At 39.6% G+C, this 21,447-nt stretch carries 6 protein-coding genes; all 6 read right to left on the reverse strand.

The features are described from left to right. Positions 1-158: 158 nt before the first annotated feature. The 6 genes from OC530_RS02790 to OC530_RS02815 all read right to left on the reverse strand — a co-directional run bounded on the left by OC530_RS02790 (position 159) and on the right by OC530_RS02815 (position 21,083). Entirely contained in the window at positions 159-4,559 is a 4,401-nt protein-coding gene (locus tag OC530_RS02790) for a hypothetical protein (protein WP_262079297.1), read from the reverse strand. A gap of 322 nt (positions 4,560-4,881) precedes the next feature. Further along, positions 4,882-6,261, reverse strand: coding sequence for an ABC transporter permease subunit Vex3 (vex3, locus tag OC530_RS02795; RefSeq protein ID WP_173234546.1), 1,380 nt, complete (start codon positions 6,259-6,261; stop codon positions 4,882-4,884). A gap of 161 nt (positions 6,262-6,422) precedes the next feature. After that, a complete protein-coding gene (vex2, locus tag OC530_RS02800; RefSeq protein WP_049512209.1) occupies positions 6,423-7,070 on the reverse strand; it encodes an ABC transporter ATP-binding subunit Vex2 in 648 nt (215 codons plus the stop codon). A gap of 12 nt (positions 7,071-7,082) precedes the next feature. Continuing rightward, the gene (locus OC530_RS02805) at positions 7,083-8,360 is read right to left on the reverse strand and encodes an ABC transporter permease (RefSeq protein WP_262079301.1); all 1,278 of its coding nucleotides are present in this window, start codon (positions 8,358-8,360) and stop codon (positions 7,083-7,085) included. Between the two features lie 146 nt (positions 8,361-8,506). Beyond that, positions 8,507-11,569, reverse strand: coding sequence for a DUF1542 domain-containing protein (locus OC530_RS02810; protein ID WP_262079303.1), 3,063 nt, complete (start codon positions 11,567-11,569; stop codon positions 8,507-8,509). A gap of 34 nt (positions 11,570-11,603) precedes the next feature. After that, positions 11,604-21,083 (reverse strand): Ig-like domain-containing protein, encoded by a 9,480-nt coding sequence (locus tag OC530_RS02815; RefSeq protein ID WP_262079305.1) that lies wholly within the window; start codon positions 21,081-21,083, stop codon positions 11,604-11,606. Positions 21,084-21,447: the final 364 nt, after the last annotated feature.

The following is a 21,447-nucleotide window of genomic DNA, read 5'->3' on the forward strand; positions in this document are numbered from 1 at the left end:
AACTGCTCTCTATTTTTTATTTTTCTTAGAATAACTACCTACTCTACTTTTATTATAGCCTCTTACTGGCCTTTTGTCTGTAAGCAACTGACCACTAGATAAAACAAAGAGAGCCTATCGCTCTCTCTGCTTGCATTTCACTCTCTATAGAATGAACGTTATTTGGTTGCTTTTGAAAATGTTACAACGTAGTTATAATCTTTCCCATTAGCTTGATAGACATAGTCCTCTTTGAAAGTATAGCCGCGTTTGCTCAACTCTTCTTTCTTAGCATCAACTTGGCTCTTGACCGCTGCTTTCACCTGTTCAGCTGATAAACCTTCCGCGATTTCAAGAGAAGTTCCATTGATATCTCCTAGGAAACCTGCAATATCTTTCATTTTATCAAAGTTATAAAATACATTTACTTTGACCTTTTGAGGAGCTGGCTGTTCTAGACTTCTACGATTTCTGCTAGCGCGTGGTTGAACTGCTGGAGCCATTCTGAAACCTGTAGTTCCTACTGGCTGTGTTTTGGATTCTTTTGTGAATTCTACAACATAATCATAGCTATCTCCACCTTCAATGATTTGATCTAAGTCTGTTTTTGACGTAACTGTAAAGCCTTGTTTTTTAAGTTTCTCGATTTGGGCTTTTGTTTTTTCTTCAACAGCTCGTTTTAAGTCTTCTTTAGATGTCTCTCCAGAGAAAGTAAGCACATTTTCGCCATCCAATTCTCCTAACGCTCCAGCTATATCTTTAAGAGCTGTTAAATTATAGTAGATATTTATTTTTTTAGTTTTATTAGATAAATCTCTTTTTACAACTTTTTTAGCTCTAACTTGAACTTTTGGTGCAATTCTAAATCCTGTAGTTCCTGTTTTCTCTTTAGTGAAAGTAACTACGTAGTCATAATGAGTTGCATCTGCTTGATCAATACCCACAAAGTACTCATCAGAAATTTTGTATCCTTTGCTTTCAAGTTCTGCTTTTTTCTTATCTATTCTTGCTTTTAAAATAGATTTCAAAGCTTCACCAGAGACATCTTTTGGTATGTCTACTTCATTTTTACCACCTAAATCATCAAAGAATCCAGGAATATCTTTCATACCATCAAAATTGTAATAAATAGAAACTTTATTTTTAGGTTCATTTACACTTCTAGGACGACGAGTTACTCGAGGTTGGTAAGTTCCTGCACTTCGGAAGCTGGAATTACCAGTTGCAGAACTATCCGATGTTGCCACAGGTTGTGTTTGTGATGAATCTTCAGATAAGGACGGCTGAGAAGATGGATTGCTAGAAGTTAGTGCACTGTTTGCGACTGTACTATTTTCATCGATAGTTGTACCACCAGCATGACTTTCGATTGGTTTCTTGAAATCAGGACTGGCATATTCTGCACCTGGAGTTTCTATTTTATCTAGTTCTGTTTCGTATTCATCTACCAACTCAGCCTGTTTATTTGTACCTTTCTCGTTTTCGAGTTTTTTATGGTACTCTTCAGTAAGTTTTTCCACTTTTTCGCGTGCTTCTTTTTTCTTATCATTACTTAAATTACTGTTGCTAATCTCAGCTTCTTTTGTAACCTTACGCTCATTAATCGCCTCTTTGTTACTGTCTTTGGTATCTTCTTCTAAAGTCTTCTCTGAATCATTATGTTCTTCAGCCGATGCATCGGCTTGAGGTTTTTCTTCTTTCGATTCGGATTCTGCATTAGCTACTTCTGTTCCTTCAGTTCCTGTAATTCCTACTTCTTTTGGTGCCGATGTTGAGTCTACTGTCCCTTCAGTTGAGTTTCCTTCTTTTGGCGTTAGTGTATCGCCTGTTTCTGATGGTTGTTCTTCTACTTTTGACTCTTTTCCTTGATCACCTGTAGTTGTTGCTTCGGGTGTTGTGTTATCTGATGAATTTGTAACATCTGTTGATGAATTTGAATTGTTTCCTGTTGTATCAGTTTTTTCTTCTGCTACTGTTTTTTCTGATTCACCCTCGTTAGTATCCTCATTTGTAGAGGTTGCTGCTGGTTTAGTAGCTTCAGATGTTCCTGGTTCTTCAGTTTCTTTTTCTTCAGGTGTTGGGTTTCCTTCTGTTCCTGTTACTCCTGAAGTTGAATCCCCTTCTTTCGGAGCCGTATTTGATGTTTCATCCTTTGAATCTACTGGATTTGATGTATCTCCATTTTGATTAGTTGGTAGTTTATCCTCTTTTGGCGCTGTTGCTTCAGTTTTTGGAGCTGAAGTTTCAGGTTGTTCTGTAGTTTCCACATTTGAAGTAGTATCATCTGTTACCGGACTTGATGACTCTGAATTGCCTGAATCATTTGTAGCATCTGCAGATGGAGTATTGGAAGGTTCTGCAGTTGTTTCAGAGTTACCTGTTTCTCCAGCTGGCTGTGCAGTAGAATTGGTATCGCCTGAAGCAACCGGTGTTTCTTCACTTGGGGTTACCGGTGACGATGTTGAATCACTTGGTTTTGGAGCTGTTTCTTCGCTTTCTGTAGCTGCTGAACCTGATTCTGATGACTCTTCTGCTGTTGCACCTGGTGTAGCTACTTCTGAACCTGTCCCTGCTTCTACAGCTGGTTGCGTAGCTGTTAACTCACCTTCAGAGGCAGTTGATGAAGATTCAGTTGATGAACTTGAGTCAGCTGAATTACTTGTTGCACTTGATGAAGCCGTACCGTCTGTAGCCGGCTGTTCTTCTGTGACTGTTGTTTCTTCTGCTACTGGTTTTTCTGATTTACTCTCGTTAGTATCCTCACTTGTAGAGTCTGCTGCTGGCGCTGTTGTTGCTGGTTCTGTAATTTCAGATGTTCCTGGTTCTTCAGCTTCTTTTGGTGCTACCTCTGGGTCTGTTGCTTTTGCTTCAGTTGATCCTGTTGAAGCTTCTCCTGTTGCTCCTGCTTCTTCTGAACCTGTTCCTTCAGGTGTTGATTCTACACTATCTTTCGGTTCAGTTGATTCCCCTGCTGTTCCTGAAGCTTCTCCTGTTGTTTCCCCTGCTTCTGCTGTTGCACCTGGTGTAGTTCCTTCTGTTTTATTTTCTTTTGGAGCTGGGGTTTCTTCTGCTGTTGCTCCTGCTTCTTCAGTTTCTTTTGGAGCTGGCGCTGAGTCCACTGTTCCTGGTACTCCTTCTGCTGACTCTTTTCCTTCGGTTGTAGATTCTTTAGGTGTTGAGTCTACACTTCCTTCTGCTTCAGGTGATTCTGTTGAATCTCCTTCTGTTTCTCCTGAAGCTTCTGCTGGTGCTTCTGTTACATTTTCTTTAGGTGTTGGGTTGGCTTCTGATTCTTCAGTTTCTTTCGCTTCGTTTGGAGCCGGTTTAACTTCTGTTCCTGCTTCTTCAGTTTCTTTTTCTTCTTTTCCTTCATCTCCTGATGGTGCTTCTGAAGCTTCTCCTGTTCCCCCTGAAGTTCCTTCTTCTGTTGTTGTGCCTGTCTCTACTGTTGCACCTGTTTCTTCTCCCGAAGCTTCTGAACTTATTCTTTCTGGTGCATTTTCTTTTGGAGCTGATTCTGATTCCACTGTTCCGTCAGGTGTTGTTTCTGCTGAAGTTCCTGAAGCTTCTGTTGATTCTGTTGCAGCTTCTGCGTTTGATTCAGTTGGTTTTGCTACCTCTGGCTCTATTGCTTTCGCTTCAGTTGATTCTGCTGGAGTTTCCGCTTTTGGTGTAGCTGGTTTCGCTACCTCTGGTTCTGTTGCTTTTGCTTCAGTTGATTCTACTGGAGCTTCCGTTTTTGGCGTAGCTGGTTTTGCTACCTCTGGTTCTGTTGCTTTTGCTTCAGTTGATTCTGTTGGAGCTTCTGCTTTTGGTGTAACTGGTTTTGCTACCTCTGGCTCTATTGCTTTCGCTTCAGTTGATTCTGCTGGAGTTTCCGCTTTTGGTGTAGCTGGTTTCGCTACCTCTGGTTCTGTTGCTTTTGCTTCAGTTGATTCTGCTGGAGCTTCTGTTTCTTCTTTAACTTCTGGGCTTGTCTCTGCTGGTGCTTCTGAGGCAGGCTTTTCACCCGATTCTTTCGCTCTTTCCACTACTGGAGCTGATACAGGCTGATAGACTGGGCTATAGTTCACAGTCATTTTTTCAACTTTCTCAGTGACATCTGTTAATTCAAAGGTAACAGCTTTTGTTTCCTGATCTTTCTTGAGTAAGACTTCGTAAGTGCGAACTTCGCCACTTGCACCACTTTCTTTGATGACAATCTTGTGTTTTGTGACTGTATCTGAAACTGTTTCAGCTTCAGTAAAGTACAATTCATTGTGCGGTAAGAATAAATTCTTGCCTGAAGCTTGATTCATTTCTTGGAGTACATCTACAGGGATATTGCTTGCTTCGCTGATAACACTTAATGTATCTCCCCACTTAATGACATACTTAAATAAATCACCTTCTTTTTGAAGATCAGCTTTCACTTCCTCAACTGTTCTGGCTACCCAGACACCATCTTGTTCACTTGCTGACACAGTTGGAGCTAAAAAGCCCAGACCCAGTAGAATCACACCTGTCGCAACAATTGCACCAGTTCTCAATTTTCTAAAACCACGGAGGGACAAGCTTCCTCTAACATTTGTTTGTCTCATAATGTTTATTTTTCCTCACTATTCTATATTTTCCAAAGTAGACCCTGCCTAGGTCTACTAGCCTATGTTTGCGATATGGATAGGCTTCTACAGATTTATCTATCTATTTTCAAGATAAGATTTCTATAGATTTTTATGCACAATTCCATATATAAGTTGCGAAACTCCTTTCTAATAAATTCCATAACCTTAGTATATCATATTTAAGTACTAAAGTACAAAGAAAACAACTGAAAGCAATGATTTTCACCACTGCTTTCGGATTTATTTATCATTTTAAAACTTTCAGTTGCTAGCCTCATTTTTCAGTCTAGCATCAGTATTATTCACCATCCAGCAGAAGTTCTTTTGGTTGTTTTCTGAGGAGATTGCTTGATGCAAGCGCCATAACGAGAACCACTAGAACTAAAGCAAGGACAAAGACGATGATAAAGTCTGATGTCTGAATGGAAATATCTAGGCTCGACAAGGTCTTGCTAAAGCCATCTACTTCTGCACCACCACCAAGGTTAGAGGCCTGAGCCGCCTTACTAGCCTGTTTGGCAACACCTGAAGTCACATTGGCAAGGACAGTATTTCCGATTGCACGAGCTGTGTAGTTGGCTAGGAAGTAAGCAGAAACGAGAGCAGGAATGGCAATCAAGATGGATTCAGTGATGAATTGTCCCAAGATACTTGCCTGCTTGAGACCGATAGAGAGGAGAATTCCCACTTCCTTGCGACGGGCATTGATCCAAAGGCTGAGCAAGAGGGCAAGGAGAAGGACTGAGAAACTCAAGCTACCCCAGAAGAGGAGGTTGGCCATCTTGTACATACCAGAGATGGATTGCTCAAGGGCTGGATAGTTAGACGAACTCTTCACCAGTGTATAGCTCTTCCAGTTGATACCACTTATGCCATTCAACTCTTTCATGACATCATCCAAGTTCTTGTCCGCTGTTACAAAGAAGGTTGCGTCCCCATAAATAGCTGTGTCTTCTGTGTATCCATAAAGTTTTGCAGCCGTATGGATATCTGTGATAGCTGTGTTTTCATAGAGTTCTTGTGAGTAAGTTACTGCCGACTTATTGTGGCCATCAAAGAGTCCCTTGATTGTCACTTCAACTGTTTCCTTGGCACCTTTTTCATTGTCTGCATCATAGACATTAGAGTCCAACTTGACCTTATCCCCTACTTTCCAGCCGTGTTTGGCTGCCAAGTCCTTGTGCATGAGGATCTTGTTCTTGTCGTCGTTTGTTAGGTGCTCACCTTCGACCAGCTTATAAGAACCAGAGACAAACTTGTCTTCTTTAGAGGAGTCATTGACACCTGTAATCATCAAGCTACTTCCAAAATGTTTGGCACGGTCAGGTGTCAGATTTTTCTTAGTTTCTGGCGTTTCGATAAGGTCATAGCCAGTCAAATCTCCGATAGCGTTGATACGTTTAACATAAGACTCGATGGCCTTGTTTTCGGTGATTTTTTTGATGTCCTCACCCTTGATATTCCCAGCACCACGTGGCGTTCCTTGATTAACGCGACGATTGATTTGCATGGAGAAGCTGTTAGTGATATTTTTAAATGTCTCCTGAGAAGCCTTGGCAGTAGCTCCCTTGATTGACAAGCCGACCAAACTCAAGCTCGCCATGAGGAGAATAATCAGGAAGATGACAATCGATTTGAAAAACTTCCTTGTAACATAGGCAAATGCGTTGTGTAACATAGGTTCCCTTTCTAGATGTTGTTCTATTTTATAGTTCTGATACTCAATGAAAATCAAAAAGCAAACTAGGAAGCTAGCCGTAAGCTGTACTTGAGTACGGTAAGGCGACGATGACGTGGTTTGAATTTGATTTTCGAAGAGTATAACAGAAAAAACTCATATTATTTCGTAGTATTGCGAGTTTCAGTCAGTTTCTTATCCTTCAACTCAAGTGTAATATCTGACGCTTGTGCCACTTCTTTGCTGTGAGTTACGACAATGACACATTTACCTGTTTTCTGGGCAAGTGATTTGAGCAGTTCGACAATATCTCCAGCAGTTTTAGGGTCCAAATTTCCCGTTGGCTCATCAGCTAGAATAACTGGAGCTTCTGAGACCAAACTACGAGCAATGGCAACACGTTGTTGTTGGCCACCTGATAACTGGAGAACATTCCGCTTGATCTGACTTTCATCCAAACCAAGCTCAAGCAGTGTATCCTTGCTTGCCTTTTTGTTAACCAAGCGGATATTTTCCAGTGGAGAAAGATAATCTATCAAGTTATAATTTTGAAAAACCAAGGAAATATGGTGCATACGATGGTAAGAATAGCCCTTCTTACGAATATCCTCTCCTTGAAAAAGGATAGAACCTTCAACAGGACTATCTAAACCAGCAAGTAGGGACAAGAGAGTGGATTTCCCCGCTCCTGATTCTCCAATAATACTGTAAAATTTCCCGGGTTCAAAATGATAATTGATCTGATATAGGACTGCTTCAGCAGTGTTCTTATAACGGTAAGTAAGGTCTTGTAATTGTAATAAAGTCATGATTTCTCCTTCTTAACTAATGGATGATAAAATTTCTTTAGGTGATTTTCTAAATAGAAATACGAAACAAAGGACTACTGATAAGCAACTAAGCAGAACTAGAAAAACATAGGATTCTGCAAATGATAGGATATTAGTTGATAGACTGCTTGCTTTAGCTAGCGTGTCTTGTAAACTTGCCTGTTCTCCACTTGCTAGTAGTGTTTGGAGCAGATAGGATGTAATGGCATTTCCAGCGATAAAGGATGGAAGCAAAGCTCCGAGAGATACCAACAGCACCTCTAAACAGAATTGTAGGAAGATCGAGCTTTTGCCTTTGCCAAGTGCAAGTAAAATTCCCACTTCGTAGACCCTTTCTCTCAACCAGAGAGACAAGACCAAAATTAAGGCTCCAGCTCCAGCTATCAACATCCCATAAAGGAAAATGGTCAGAAAGGTTTGGAAGGTTGCAACTGAGTCTTTGATTTGTTCAAAGGCCTTGTTTTCCTTCTCAACTTGGTAGCCTTGATTTTCCAAGGCCAAGTTTTCTACCTGCTTCATGAGTCCGTCCATTTCCTTAGGATTTTCTACATAGAAGCGAGCTGCACTGACTAGAGATTCACCATTTCCCAAAAGGCTTTGGCTACTTTCATAGTCTGTAAAGACTTGGTTTTCACTGAAGTCGGAAGACAAGCCTGTAAATTTCTCTTGTTTTTTACCAGAGAAGATTCCGACGATTTCAAACTCAACAGTTTGTCCTTTACCAGCTTCTGACTGACCAGCATCTAAGGTAATCTTGTCATGAAGGGAAAGACCGTTCTTCTTAGCCAACTCTTCGTGGATGATCATTTTCTTTGAATCCCCTTTTTGAAGGTGTCGCCCTTCTTTTAGATTGAAAGCCGAGCTGGTAAAGGTCACATCCTTGGATGAATCATCCAGAGCTGTTAAGCTAACCAGGTTCTTGTCCGTAGCTGACAAATCATCACGTTCAACGCTCTGCTCGCCACTCACTGCTTCCTTGTCTTTTAGTTTTGCAACCGTCTCGAGTTCAGGAGAAACATTTTCCAGTCCCTTAATCTTGCTTACAGATGCTAGGTCTGACAACTTGAAAGTCTGACCGTTCTCTGTCTTCTTAATAGAAAAAGATGTGTTGAGTGATTTGTAAAGATTGGTTTCCACTGTTTTGTTGGACTTCATCAGAGTCAAACAGGCTGAAATTCCAGCCAATAGGACCAATAAAATCAGAAATAAAATAAAACTTCTCAGTCGTTTTCTGCTGACATAAGCCCAAGCTCTCTGGATTGGATTCATTTGTCACCTCCATATTTGTAAGACTATTATAAAATCCAAATATGAAATGTTTATGAAATACAAAAAAATATCAAAAAGAGCAACGGCTTTCACCGTTGCTCTTTCGAGTACTATTCTAGCTAGTTTCCGACTAGTCTAAGCTTAACTTATCTTAACTGAGTAAGAATAGCTTTGAGTTTATCAATCAACTCATCTTCTGTGTGGTCAGACTCTTTCTCATTGGCTAGGAAGACAACTGCTTGAGCGAGAGCTTCTCGTGCTTGATCAAGGACTTTCGCATCTACACTTGTAAGGTCACCGTCTTGAAGAACCTTAGTTAATTCCTTGGTCAATTTCTTGAGTTCTGACTCTTTCTTACGACGCGCGATGAGGAAGAGAAGGAGACCAAGAAGGGCGAGAAGGCTGCCAATCATCGTACCGTATGGAAGATGACCTTGCTCTTTCCTTGTTTGTTTCGTTTCTTCTTCATCCTTAGTCGCTTGCTTGCCTTTCAAGGATTCGAGTGCTTCTTTGACCTTGTCAGTCATCTCTTTCAAGCCTGCCTCTGTCAAGTCAGCATTTCTAAGGGCTTCTTGACCCTCTCCGAGAATGACCTTCGCAGCGTCGATGACAGATTGATCAATACCATCCAAGTCTTTCAAACGAGTTTCCAGTTCTTCAACCAATCGAGCAAGTTCAGACTTGTCAACAGAACGAGTCTCACTAGGAGTCACTGGAGTGCCTGAATTGTTTGAAGTAGATGTAGAAACTGGTGTTTCTTGAGCTGGAGTACTTGCTTGAGCCTGTCCAACAGTAGATGATGGAGTAGCAGGGGTGGTGTTGCTACTATCGTCTGTCGTCACACTAGGGACTGGAGTGTTGCCACTGTTACCTGGTGTCACACTGTTGCTATTGCTGTCAGCAGGGGTGGTAGTACCGCCGTTGTTCGTGTTAGCACCGTTATCGGCATTAGTACCGCTGTTGGTGTTAGCACTGTCGTCAGGACGTGGAGTTGGATTTGGACGAGGAGCAGGCTGAGGATTGATATTATCGATAGCTTGTTTGCCATTATTCTTCGCTTCATCTACCTTATCGTTAGTTGTCGCGTCGTCAATAGCTTTCTTAGCGACAGTTACTGCTGTATCAACATCAGTTTTCGCTTTGTCCTTCTCTTCTTTCGTCAAGTCGGTACGCTTATCAATCTCAGCTTTCTTAGCCTTAGCTGCTTGGTCGATTTCTTTCTTAGCTGCTGCTTTCTTATCACCAGTTGGATTGATGTTATTGATAGCGGTAGTGCCATTATTCTTCGCTTCATCTACCTTATCGTTAGTTGTCGCGTCGTCAATAGCTTTCTTAGCGTCTTTTGCTGCTGTATCAACATCAGTTTTCGCTTTGTCCTTCTCTTCTTTCGTCAAGTCGGTACGCTTATCAATCTCAGCTTTCTTAGTCTCAGCTGCTTTGTCGATTTCTTTCTTAGCTGCTGCTTTCTTATCGCCAGTTGGATTGATATTATTGATAGCGGTAGTGCCATTATTCTTCGCTTCATCTACCTTATCGTTAGTTGTCGCGTCGTCAATAGCTTTCTTAGCTTTTTCTGCTGCTGTTTCAACATCAGATTTCGCTTTGTCCTTCTCTTCTTTCGTCAAGTCGGTACGCTTATCAATCTCATCTTTCTTAGCTTCAGCCGCTTTGTCGATTTCTTTCTTAGCGTCAGATTTCTTATCGCCAGTTGGGTTGATGTTATCGATAGCTGTATTGCCATTATTCTTCGCTTCATCTACCTTATCGTTAGTTGTCGCGTCGTCAATAGCTTTCTTAGCTTTTTCTGCTGCTGTTTCAACATCAGATTTCGCTTTGTCCTTCTCTTCTTTCGTCAAGTCGGTACGCTTATCAATCTCATCTTTCTTAGCCTTAGCTGCTTGGTCGATAGTCCCTTTAGAAGCATCTGTGATTTTATATTTCACTGGTACATTTTCCGTACTACCATCTTCATATGTCACTGTAAGTTCAATATCATGGAAACCATCTGTTGTAGGATAGCTTGTTCCATCTTTCAACTTAGCAGACTGTTTGTGTTCAGCATTTACAGCGTCTAACAAATCATTATCTGTAACATTTTGTTTGTATGGTTTGACTAGTGTATTTGTAGTCACACTGTGACTTTGTTTTGTGTACGCTCCGCTTTCTTTGCTATTTTCAAAGTCGCCTTCTCCTGATTTGGCTGTTACCTTCACACCATCTTCTACTTTGTCCGCTGGGACTTCTATAGATCCGTTTGTTACCTTAACTTCTGGATGGTTTCCTTCTACTTTCCACTCTCCGTCTTCGCCTTTCTTGACAACGACTGGTCCGCCTTCTTTCAACGGTATCTCGATCCGATCTCCTCCGTTGTTTGTATCTGGGGTTACTTTCAGATTACCATTTTGCCATTGTCCTACCGTTGGCGCTACTGGCTCTGTTTGCGTTACTTTCAAGGTTACGGTTGTGTTTTCTTTTGAGCCATCTTCATAAGTTATCAATACTGGAACTTCACTATTGCTTCCTGGCGTTAGACTTGGTAATTGCCCTACTGAGGTTACAGATGTGATTCCTGCTTGGTCATAATCTTTTTTCGTTCCGTTATCTACGATTCCAACAATTCCTTTTGTTGTATGAAGATCGTCTCCACTCAACGTGTCTGTTGGTTTTTTGATTATGTCTTTTTTCTCAAGAGTATGCGTTTGTTTTGTGTACGCTCCGCTTTCTTTGCTATTTTCAAAGTCGCCTTCTCCTGATTTGGCTGTTACCTTCACACCATCTTCTACTTTGTCCGCTGGGACTTCTATAGATCCGTTTGTTACCTTAACTTCTGGATGGTTTCCTTCTACTTTCCACTCTCCGTCTTCGCCTTTCTTGACAACGACTGGTCCGCCTTCTTTCAACGGTATCTCGATCCGATCTCCTCCGTTGTTTGTATCTGGGGTTACTTTCAGATTACCATTTTGCCATTGTCCTACCGTTGGCGCTACTGGCTCTGTTTGCGTTACTTTCAAGGTTACGGTTGTGTTTTCTTTTGAGCCATCTTCATAAGTTATCAATACTGGAACTTCACTATTGCTTCCTGGCGTTAGACTTGGTAATTGCCCTACTGAGGTTACAGATGTGATTCCTGCTTGGTCATAATCTTTTTTCGTTCCGTTATCTACGATTCCAACAATTCCTTTTGTTGTATGAAGATCGTCTCCACTCAACGTGTCTGTTGGTTTTTTGATTATGTCTTTTTTCTCAAGAGTCTGTTTGCGTTACTTTCAAGGTTACGGTTGTGTTTTCTTTTGAGCCATCTTCATAAGTTATCAATACTGGAACTTCACTATTGCTTCCTGGCGTTAGACTTGGTAATTGCCCTACTGAGGTTACAGATGTGATTCCTGCTTGGTCATAATCTTTTTTCGTTCCGTTATCTACGATTCCAACAATTCCTTTTGTTGTATGAAGATCGTCTCCACTCAACGTGTCTGTTGGTTTTTTGATTATGTCTTTTTTCTCAAGAGTATGCGTTTGTTTTGTGTACGCTCCGCTTTCTTTGCTATTTTCAAAGTCGCCTTCTCCTGATTTGGCTGTTACCTTCACACCATCTTCTACTTTGTCCGCTGGGACTTCTATAGATCCGTTTGTTACCTTAACTTCTGGATGGTTTCCTTCTACTTTCCACTCTCCGTCTTCGCCTTTCTTGACAACGACTGGTCCGCCTTCTTTCAACGGTATCTCGATCCGATCTCCTCCGTTGTTTGTATCTGGGGTTACTTTCAGATTACCATTTTGCCATTGTCCTACCGTTGGCGCTACTGGCTCTGTTTGCGTTACTTTCAAGGTTACGGTTGTGTTTTCTTTTGAGCCATCTTCATAAGTTATCAATACTGGAACTTCACTATTGCTTCCTGGCGTTAGACTTGGTAATTGCCCTACTGAGGTTACAGATGTGATTCCTGCTTGGTCATAATCTTTTTTCGTTCCGTTATCTACGATTCCAACAATTCCTTTTGTTGTATGAAGATCGTCTCCACTCAACGTGTCTGTTGGTTTTTTGATTATGTCTTTTTTCTCAAGAGTATGCGTTTGTTTTGTGTACGCTCCGCTTTCTTTGCTATTTTCAAAGTCGCCTTCTCCTGATTTGGCTGTTACCTTCACACCATCTTCTACTTTGTCCGCTGGGACTTCTATAGATCCGTTTGTTACCTTAACTTCTGGATGGTTTCCTTCTACTTTCCACTCTCCGTCTTCGCCTTTCTTGACAACGACTGGTCCGCCTTCTTTCAACGGTATCTCGATCCGATCTCCTCCGTTGTTTGTATCTGGGGTTACTTTCAGATTACCATTTTGCCATTGTCCTACCGTTGGCGCTACTGGCTCTGTTTGCGTTACTTTCAAGGTTACGGTTGTGTTTTCTTTTGAGCCATCTTCATAAGTTATCAATACTGGAACTTCACTATTGCTTCCTGGCGTTAGACTTGGTAATTGCCCTACTGAGGTTACAGATGTGATTCCTGCTTGGTCATAATCTTTTTTCGTTCCGTTATCTACGATTCCAACAATTCCTTTTGTTGTATGAAGATCGTCTCCACTCAACGTGTCTGTTGGTTTCTTAATGATGTCTACTTTTGTAACTTTATGTGAGTTTGATGTGATTACTGTTGTAGTTTCATCACTCTTCGTTTCACCATTTCCAGCTGTAGCTACCGCTGTTATTGTGTATGTTCCATCTTCATGAGAGCCAAATTTCCATGTGTTATCTGGAGATTTTGATATAAGTCCATTCGATAATGACCAATTTTCTGATTTTTTCGCTACCACTTTAGTCGCAGATCCATTATCTTTCGAAATACTAAACATTACTTCATCAGCATCAGTCGGTATATTGATTTCTGTTTCACCATTCATTTTCGTCGTTGACGTCAACTCTGCTGGTTTCGGATGTTTAATAACGACTTCTGAACTGTTATCAGATTCTGTTTTATCGTTACCGGAAGTATACACAACTTTGGCGATAATTTTTCTACCTGCAGCAAGAGTTTGACCTTGAGTTAACGGAACTGAAATATTATCTTTCTTATCGTAGTTGCCTTCTTTAGCCACTACTTTTTCACCAATCTTAACAGGATCTTTAGTGGTGTCAGTTACATCGTAAAGCTCTACAGTTGTTCCACTATTCACGTTGTTTACTGTCAAGCTTGTTGCACTGGTTGTAGCACCTTCTACTGTCGGCGTTATTGGTTTAACAGTAAACGTTACATCAAATTCCTCATACAGATTCCAATTCTGAGATTTTGTATCCGAAACATAAGCTCGAATTCTATCTTTAACTTTTCCTAGGTAATTTGCTTTTTGTTTATCAGCGCTTCTAGTATATGTTGCATACTCTGAATAGTAGTTATTAGATGAAGATTTCCAAACTGAAGAAGTCCAACTATCATTACCATTATGATTATAATATGTAGAAGAATTGTTAGATGTACTTTCAAAGTTTCCTCCAAACGTCGCAACTACTTCTGTCTTTATCGGTGTAACGTGTAAAACAGGGACTTTTACATCAACATACACACTATTGCTAACCTCTTGTCCGTCAGCATTTGTGATTATATATGTAATTTTAACACGTCCAGTTTGATTAGGATTTGGAGTAGTAGTAACCGGCTTGCTTTCCCATCCAACTGTCACATCATCAGGTTTATTTATATTTCCATTATTTTCATTTTTAAATTGAATATAATTTGCTGCGTCCTTTCCTTGTGGTAGTGGAGTTGTAGGTTTCACACCATCTGTTGGATTATGATCTTTTTCTAATACAGTTGGGAATGAACTTTGTTTCGCCACAGCTGTTGGATATACTGTAACAGGTACAGTTACTTCTGTTAGTTTCGTAGTTGTATTATCAACATTTTTTTCTTTCACAACTAATGTTGCAGTGCTATCACCTACTGTTGTTGTGTTTGGAGCAGTTTTCCATTCAACCGTTAAGTAATTCGGTAAAGATTTTTTATTATTTTGTTCTTTATATACTAATGCAGTTGTAGGCGAAATTGTTACAGAACTTCCTGCAAGATACTTCAACGAAAGTCCTTCGAATGTTCTTCCTTCTGCAATATTTGCAGATGTTATTCCGCTCTCCAGATTTTTAAATGTTTGTTTTACATTTAATGTTTTTGTGTTCGAAGCGTCATTTTTTCGAAGATATTGTCCATTTTGTAAACTAACACTCCACTCACCATTGCTATTAGCTGTAGTAGTAGTAATGCTATTATCATTTTGTAAAGTAAGTGTTACTGTCGCATTCGGTAAACTTGTACCTGATACCGTGCGATCAGCATCTGTCAACGTTCCATTAATTGTTGGTCTATTAATAGTTGCCAATCTATTTAATGGCATTTGCGTTTTTGTACCATCAGAGTAGGTCACTTCAACAGTATTATTAACATCATTTCCTTTACTTACTGTTATTATTGTATTGGTTGGCAATTGAGTATTGACTTTTTGTAATTCTGTTACTAACTTTTGTTTTGCAGCTTGTGTTAATTCACCATTTTGAATATCGTCTTTTTGCAACACAACAGATGTGTTTTTAATCCCACTTTCATAAACATTTTTAAGAGATTTTACCGTTACTGTAATTTGTTTTGTAACCGCCTGAACATTTCCCTGATTATTGTAATTTCCTGCAGCATCAACAGCACTATACGTAATTGTATAAGTTCCTTCTTTTAGATAGTCATTATTTCCTAACGTTATAGTTTCCCCATCTTTTTGAATACTTACAGTTAAAGTTCCTTCTCCAACAGTTTTTGGCTGTCCTTGAGCTGGGGTATCCTCTGCATCGCTTACAGTAACAAGATTTTTCAATGCAGCTAAAGTTAAAGTCCCATCAGCATGATAAACCTCTTTAGTATCTGGTTTTTTATCTATTGTTGGTAAGGTATTCGTTGCTGTTGCTCTTGCATAATCACCAGAAGGATTATTTGCCTCATTATCATAGTGAACACGAGCAATTACACTATTATTAGACGAAGGAATAGTGAACGGAATATCATTTTTTGTATGAGTATCTTTAATGTGTAATTTAAATACTTTCTCAGCTGGATTTGTACTTCTTTCTTCCGTAAAGTCAGTTGTTGTTTTTCCAGTAGCTGTAAATGTGCTACTTCCTGAAGGTTGATGTTGTTCTTCTACTTGCCATCCATTATCCGTTTTGTTAATTCCATACTGATACTTACTTCTGTCTTTACTTGCAATGATGACATAGAAACGGCTAGCATCATGCGGTACACGAACAACAATATCACGTCCTGCTTGAACTGGAGTTTCTTCAAATTTGGCTTCTCCTAAACGAACCTTAACAAGCGTTGAAGCCGAAGTCATTCCACTTATTTCTTGTTTAATTGAAACACCTTTAGCCGCTTTTGTCTTCGCATCTTGTTTCTCATTTTGAGTTAATAATTCATCATTTCGAAGTTCATATTCCCAATTTCCGTTTGCACCTACTCTCGTTGTTACTTCTTTATTATTTTGTAGCGCAATCTTGACAGTTGCTCCTGGAATACCTGTTCCTGCAATTCTTCTCTCTATCGAACCTAAGTCATTTCCAAATTCTCTCGAACCTGTAAACGTTGGCGCTACTGGCACTGCAATTTCTGTTCCTGTTACAACTTTGTAAGAATCATCTTCAAAAGTAATCTTAGCTACGTTTCCAAAACCGGCATCCGTCATTTTCTCTACTCGAGCAGTTGTTGGCAAGTTTTGATTTTGTTGTTTAATTTTTTCAACAAATCTGCCTCTTACAGCATCTGTGAAACCATTATCCGCAACATCTGACGCATTGAAAGTCTCTTTTTGATTTAAATTAATTGTCGTAACATCTGCAATTGATTTAACTTCAATCGTACGTGTGATAGAATCCGCAGCTGTTCCAGCAGCATCACTTGTACCGTACGTTACTACATAGCTACCTTTTTTTAGATAATCCGTATCGTTGAGATTGAAGGTTTTACCGTCTTTAGTAATAGAAGTCACTGTTAGTTTTTGGTTAGCCGTTTGACCTACAGTTTTATTATTATCATCCTCAACATCTGTGGCAACCACTAATTCCAAAAGTTTCGCTCTTGTTAATTTGTCACTAGCTACATAAGTATTTTTACTGTCGACTTTATTTGTAATTGTTGGTTTTGTATTAGTTACATTTGCACGTACCCAATCAGCACGTGTCTGATTTTCACCTACATAAATTTGTGAAGAATTTCCAACTGAATTTCCTGCAGTATCCGCTTTGTGCATACGTAAGCGAAGTTTATTTTCTCCAGCTTGTAATCTGAAAGGAATATTTGATTCCGTTTTAGGGTCTTTAACACTAATATGGAATTTCGTAATTGAAGGATTCGCTTGTGAAACTATTTCTAAGTTTAATTTACCCGCAAAATTCCCGCCAAGTTTCCATGTTCCATTCTCTTTTTTAACTGTTATTTCTTCTCTGTAATCATTCATTTGAATGTAGGCTAATCCTACATCTTTAGGTAACGTAAAGTTAATATCACGACCCGCAGCAACACTATTTTCTAAAGTAGGGAATCCAATCAGAACATCTTTACTCGTCGTATCAGATTCTACATTATTAAAAACTTGCTTAACTATTACTTGTTTACCGTTGTAACCACTAGTGTTATCTGCTAATTTATTTTGAGTTAATATTTCACCAGCCTTTAAGTCATACTTCCAATTCCCGTCAGTTCCTACTGTTGTTGTAACTTCTTTATTATTTTGTAACGTAATCTTAACAGTTGCTCCTGCAATACCAGTCCCTGAAATACTACGCTCTGTTGAGTCTAGTGAATCTGCATACGCTCCTTTTGGTGTTACTACCGGCGCCGTTGGTTTAGCCACTTTATCATGAGAAACATCTATACTTGAACCATCAGAGAAAGTCACTTTGACAACTTTATTCGTTTCATCTGTTGTCCCTGCTGTAAACTTAGGATTCCCTTTTAACGTTTGGTTGACTTGTTTTAGCTTTTCAGCAAAACTACCTTTGATATTTTTCGTAAAGTTACCACTTGTAACATCATTATTACCATATTCTACTTTATCAGTTGGATATACAATATCGTTCGCATAGGCCTCTGCAAGTGATGAAACTGTAATTGTATGTTCTTTTGTTACACTTACACCTGCCGCATCTCTTGTTTCATACGTTAAAGTATAGTTACCTTTTTTTAGGTAGCCATTTCCTAGATTAACAACTTGATTTCCTTGTTTAACTGTTACAGTTAAGTTTTCCTTAGCAGTACGACCTACTGTTTTGTCTGCATCATCTTCTTGGTCTGTTGCTGTCACAAGACCTTTCAATCCTGCTATTGTCAGGCTACCATCAGCTGTGTAATTATGTCTATTTGGTTCATTTACATTGATGGTTGGATTAATATTGGTTGGTTTGGCAGCAGTAACCCACCCACCATTTTCATTAGCCGGATCAGATGGATTTCCAGCATCATTATCATAATGTACCCTCATTGTTACATCATCATTTGCAGCAAGCGTAAACGGAATATTATTCTTTTTATCCTTAATACGGAAGGTCAATATTTTTTCAGAAACGGTATTACCATCCTGTACTATTAAATCAGTATGTTGAGCATTTCCTGTCCCTATTAGTTTCCAATTTCCATCTACTTTTTTTATATCATATTGGTATACCGTTCGATTATCTCTTTTTACCTGTACATAGAATAATCCAGCATCATGAGGGATCTTAACGGTAATATCACGCCCTGCTTGAACCGGTGTATTAATAGAGATTGCTCTAGCTAATTTGACGTTAACTCTCGTTTCAGCTGATTCCGCTTCATTCAAGGATTGTTTAATCTTCACTGGGTTCTCAGATTTTGTAGTCGCATCTTGTTTGTCATTTTGCGTCAACATTTCGGAATCTTTTAAGCGATAAGTCCACTGACCATTTGGCCCAACAGTTGTTGTTCCCGTTGTTCCATTCTGCAATGTTACTGTAATCGTCGCACCTGGATGACCCGTTCCTGAAATGCTACGGTCAGTCGACACTAAAGTTCCATTGTATTTTGTTTCCGTAGTAACCATTGGCGCCTTAGGAAGAACTTTGTATTTGAAATGATATATTTTATCACCTGTTTTCCCATCATTCACCGTGATAGTACGTGTATACGATCCAGGAGTAAAATTATTAGGAACATTTCCTGTAAATGTAGGGCGATATGGACTAGTTTCAGTATAGTTAGCTGTAGATGATACGGAACTTGACACACTAACACCTGTTGGAAGAGGGTCTCCTCCGATTTCAAATTTAGTAATCTTTCCTGTATTATCGAAAGCTTCTAAATTTGGTGCAAATCGCTCACCTTGAGTTACTGTATAGATAGCATCTGACGGGCTAGTTTCAGGCAATGTAACACCATTTATACGGACTACAGGAGGTTGTGTGTCTGTTGGCACAGTCGCTTTATGTCTATCACTAGCATCACTATTCCCAAAGTAAGATATGGCACTAACTTCTGTTCCAGCTTTAGCATACCCTGCTTTTACTGAGAATGAATTTCCATTGATTTGAATTCCATCCTTACCATCCCCACTACTAGTCCACGTTCTGTCTTTAGGGTTACGTGTTAGGGTTATCGTTTTCTCTTCATTATCTTGATTCCTATAAGAGATTCCTACCATATCCACGTTTTGATTTTGGCCAGAATAAGGATTCACTGTTACTGTCCCCTCATTATTAGGTGTAACTGTCGGAGCATTCGGCTTTTCTTGTAAACCTCTCGCCATGAAGTACATATGAGCCGTACTATGCTCAACTGATCTCATACCTGCTCCATAGTAAAGAGGCGCATACTGGTTGTTTGTATGTGTTTTATAAGAAATCCTTATTTCTCCATCGCTCAAAGTAAAGTGATATAATAATTCAGAATTCTCATGTAATCCTTTTATATTCCTATCTGCTCTATCTACCACTTCTTTAGAAACTGCTGTTTCAGGTGGCCATTGACGGAATTTATTTATAGTAGGACCTAGGTAGTAATACCCATCTGAATTCTGACTATCAGTAGGAGTATCTCCAACTCTCTGACTCTGACCAGATTTAGCTATAAAAGTAGTATTCGTCACATCTCTAAGACTATTGAAATTAGAATTAAAATCTGTCGGACCTGCAGCAGAACCATAAGTTGCTCTTCCTGCTTGTATCGTTTCTTTTATTCTCTCTCCCCATTCCTCGTTAAAACTACGACTTCCACTAACGAATGATTTGGTATGTCCCCCATGTGTCCTAGTAACTGCCAATGTTTGTGTAATAGTATGTCCTTTCGGTAAAGTAAACCAATAAAATGCATTTTGGTGACCTTGTTTTGTACTACTATTAAAAATCAAATCCCATTTGAAATCACCATTACCCAAGTTTGTAACAGTAACCTTAGCTTCAGCCACTGCATCACTTACTTGCACTAAATTCTCTTCTCTAGGTTTGTCATTAATGTTTCTTCTCAATGCATACAAATAAGTCTCGGCAGGCAATCCAGAACCATCACCATTTTTAACAATATAGGCTCTTTTTGTATTAAGACCAGTCGGATTAGCTCTAAAGTCTGACCCTAATTTCATGGGTTTGCTATTTCGCAAATCCCGTTTACCAGAGTTTTCACGAGTAAGTGCTAAGGCAAGTTTCTTCTCAGCTTGCTTTCCTTTTTTGAGGAGTTCTTCAATTTCAGCTGGTGTTAACTGAGGTTGTAATACACTAGCTTCAATTGATTTAACAATTTCTTCTACTCCTTCTAAAAGTTTCTTAGTCTCAGGACGTGTGATTTCATTCGCCTGTGTCAGATAGGCAGATAAATCTTTTGAGAGCGTTTTTAATTTTTCTTTGTTCTGATTATCACTAACTTCTGACTTTGAAAGTTTAGTTGATGGAGTCCTAACTTCTCCATTAGTTGATGCTACAGGATTCTTCTCTAGGACTTTTGTAACAGCTTCCTTTGGAGTTAGTACAGTCCCCTCTGGAGCAGCCAGCCTAGTGTTTGTCAGACCTGCTTTTTCTAAGACTGGAGGAGTGGAAACTTGAGGTGACAAAGCTTCCTTGACCCGACGAGTCAGGTCTTCCATGAGTTTGACTTGCTCATCAACCTGTGCTTGCGTCGCTTTTGGATTCTCTAAGACCGCCTTAGCCTTTGCGAGACCTTCTTCCACTTCAGTGTGGAGAGCCTTCATAGAGTCTAAGGTCAAACTTGCCAACAAAGCTTCTAGGGTGCTTTGTGTCGATTTGGCTGCACTTGTGTCAGCTACTGGCGCTGATACTTCCTGATCTTTTTCCTTCGCCACTTGAGAAGCTTCTGCGTTCTCATCTATCTTAGTCTCAGGCTGAGGACTTTTAACTTCAGCTTCTGATTCTTCTTGACTTCCTTCTTCAGTTTTAGCTTCTGGAGCGCTAGATTCTCCTGCTGATTTGAGGGCAACAGGTTGTTCAACTACTGCCGTTTTCTCAGGACTCTCCTCATCTGAGTCCTGTGGATCCTCATCTGAATTTCCAGAAGGTCCAGCAACTACATCACTAGCTGTTACTGGAGACACTGCAGGGGCCTGCGCTTGCACCCCATTCGCAAAGAACATCAGAGCCGCCACTGCAACACTAGCAGCCCCAAAATGATATTTCCTTATTGAGTAACGGTAAATTTTTTCACCATTATCATCACGATATGATTTTCTCATTATCTTACCTCTCGTTTTCCCTTTCTGGAGGTACCAAAAAATACCCCCCCCTTAAATATTTTAGGTATTTAAAGAAAGGATATGTTTCTTTTTATTCCCACACTTGTCAAAAGACAAATTCTGAGATAGTATTATTATATCCTATTTTCGCAAATTTGAACAGCAAAACGCGAAGTTTTTAGCAGTCTCGTGGAGACGCTAAAAAAGTAACAAAAAAGCCGATATAACAGTATTTTCTTGCGATTATATATATATATATATATATGCACACCCTTATCTATCAACCTTATTATGGATAATATTTTAAATTTAATATAAATAAAAAACAGACCTTATCTATAGAAAGATAAAATCCGCCATTTTT

The sequence above is a fragment of the Streptococcus sp. Marseille-Q5619 genome, assembly GCF_946901205.1.
Lineage (GTDB): Bacteria > Bacillota > Bacilli > Lactobacillales > Streptococcaceae > Streptococcus.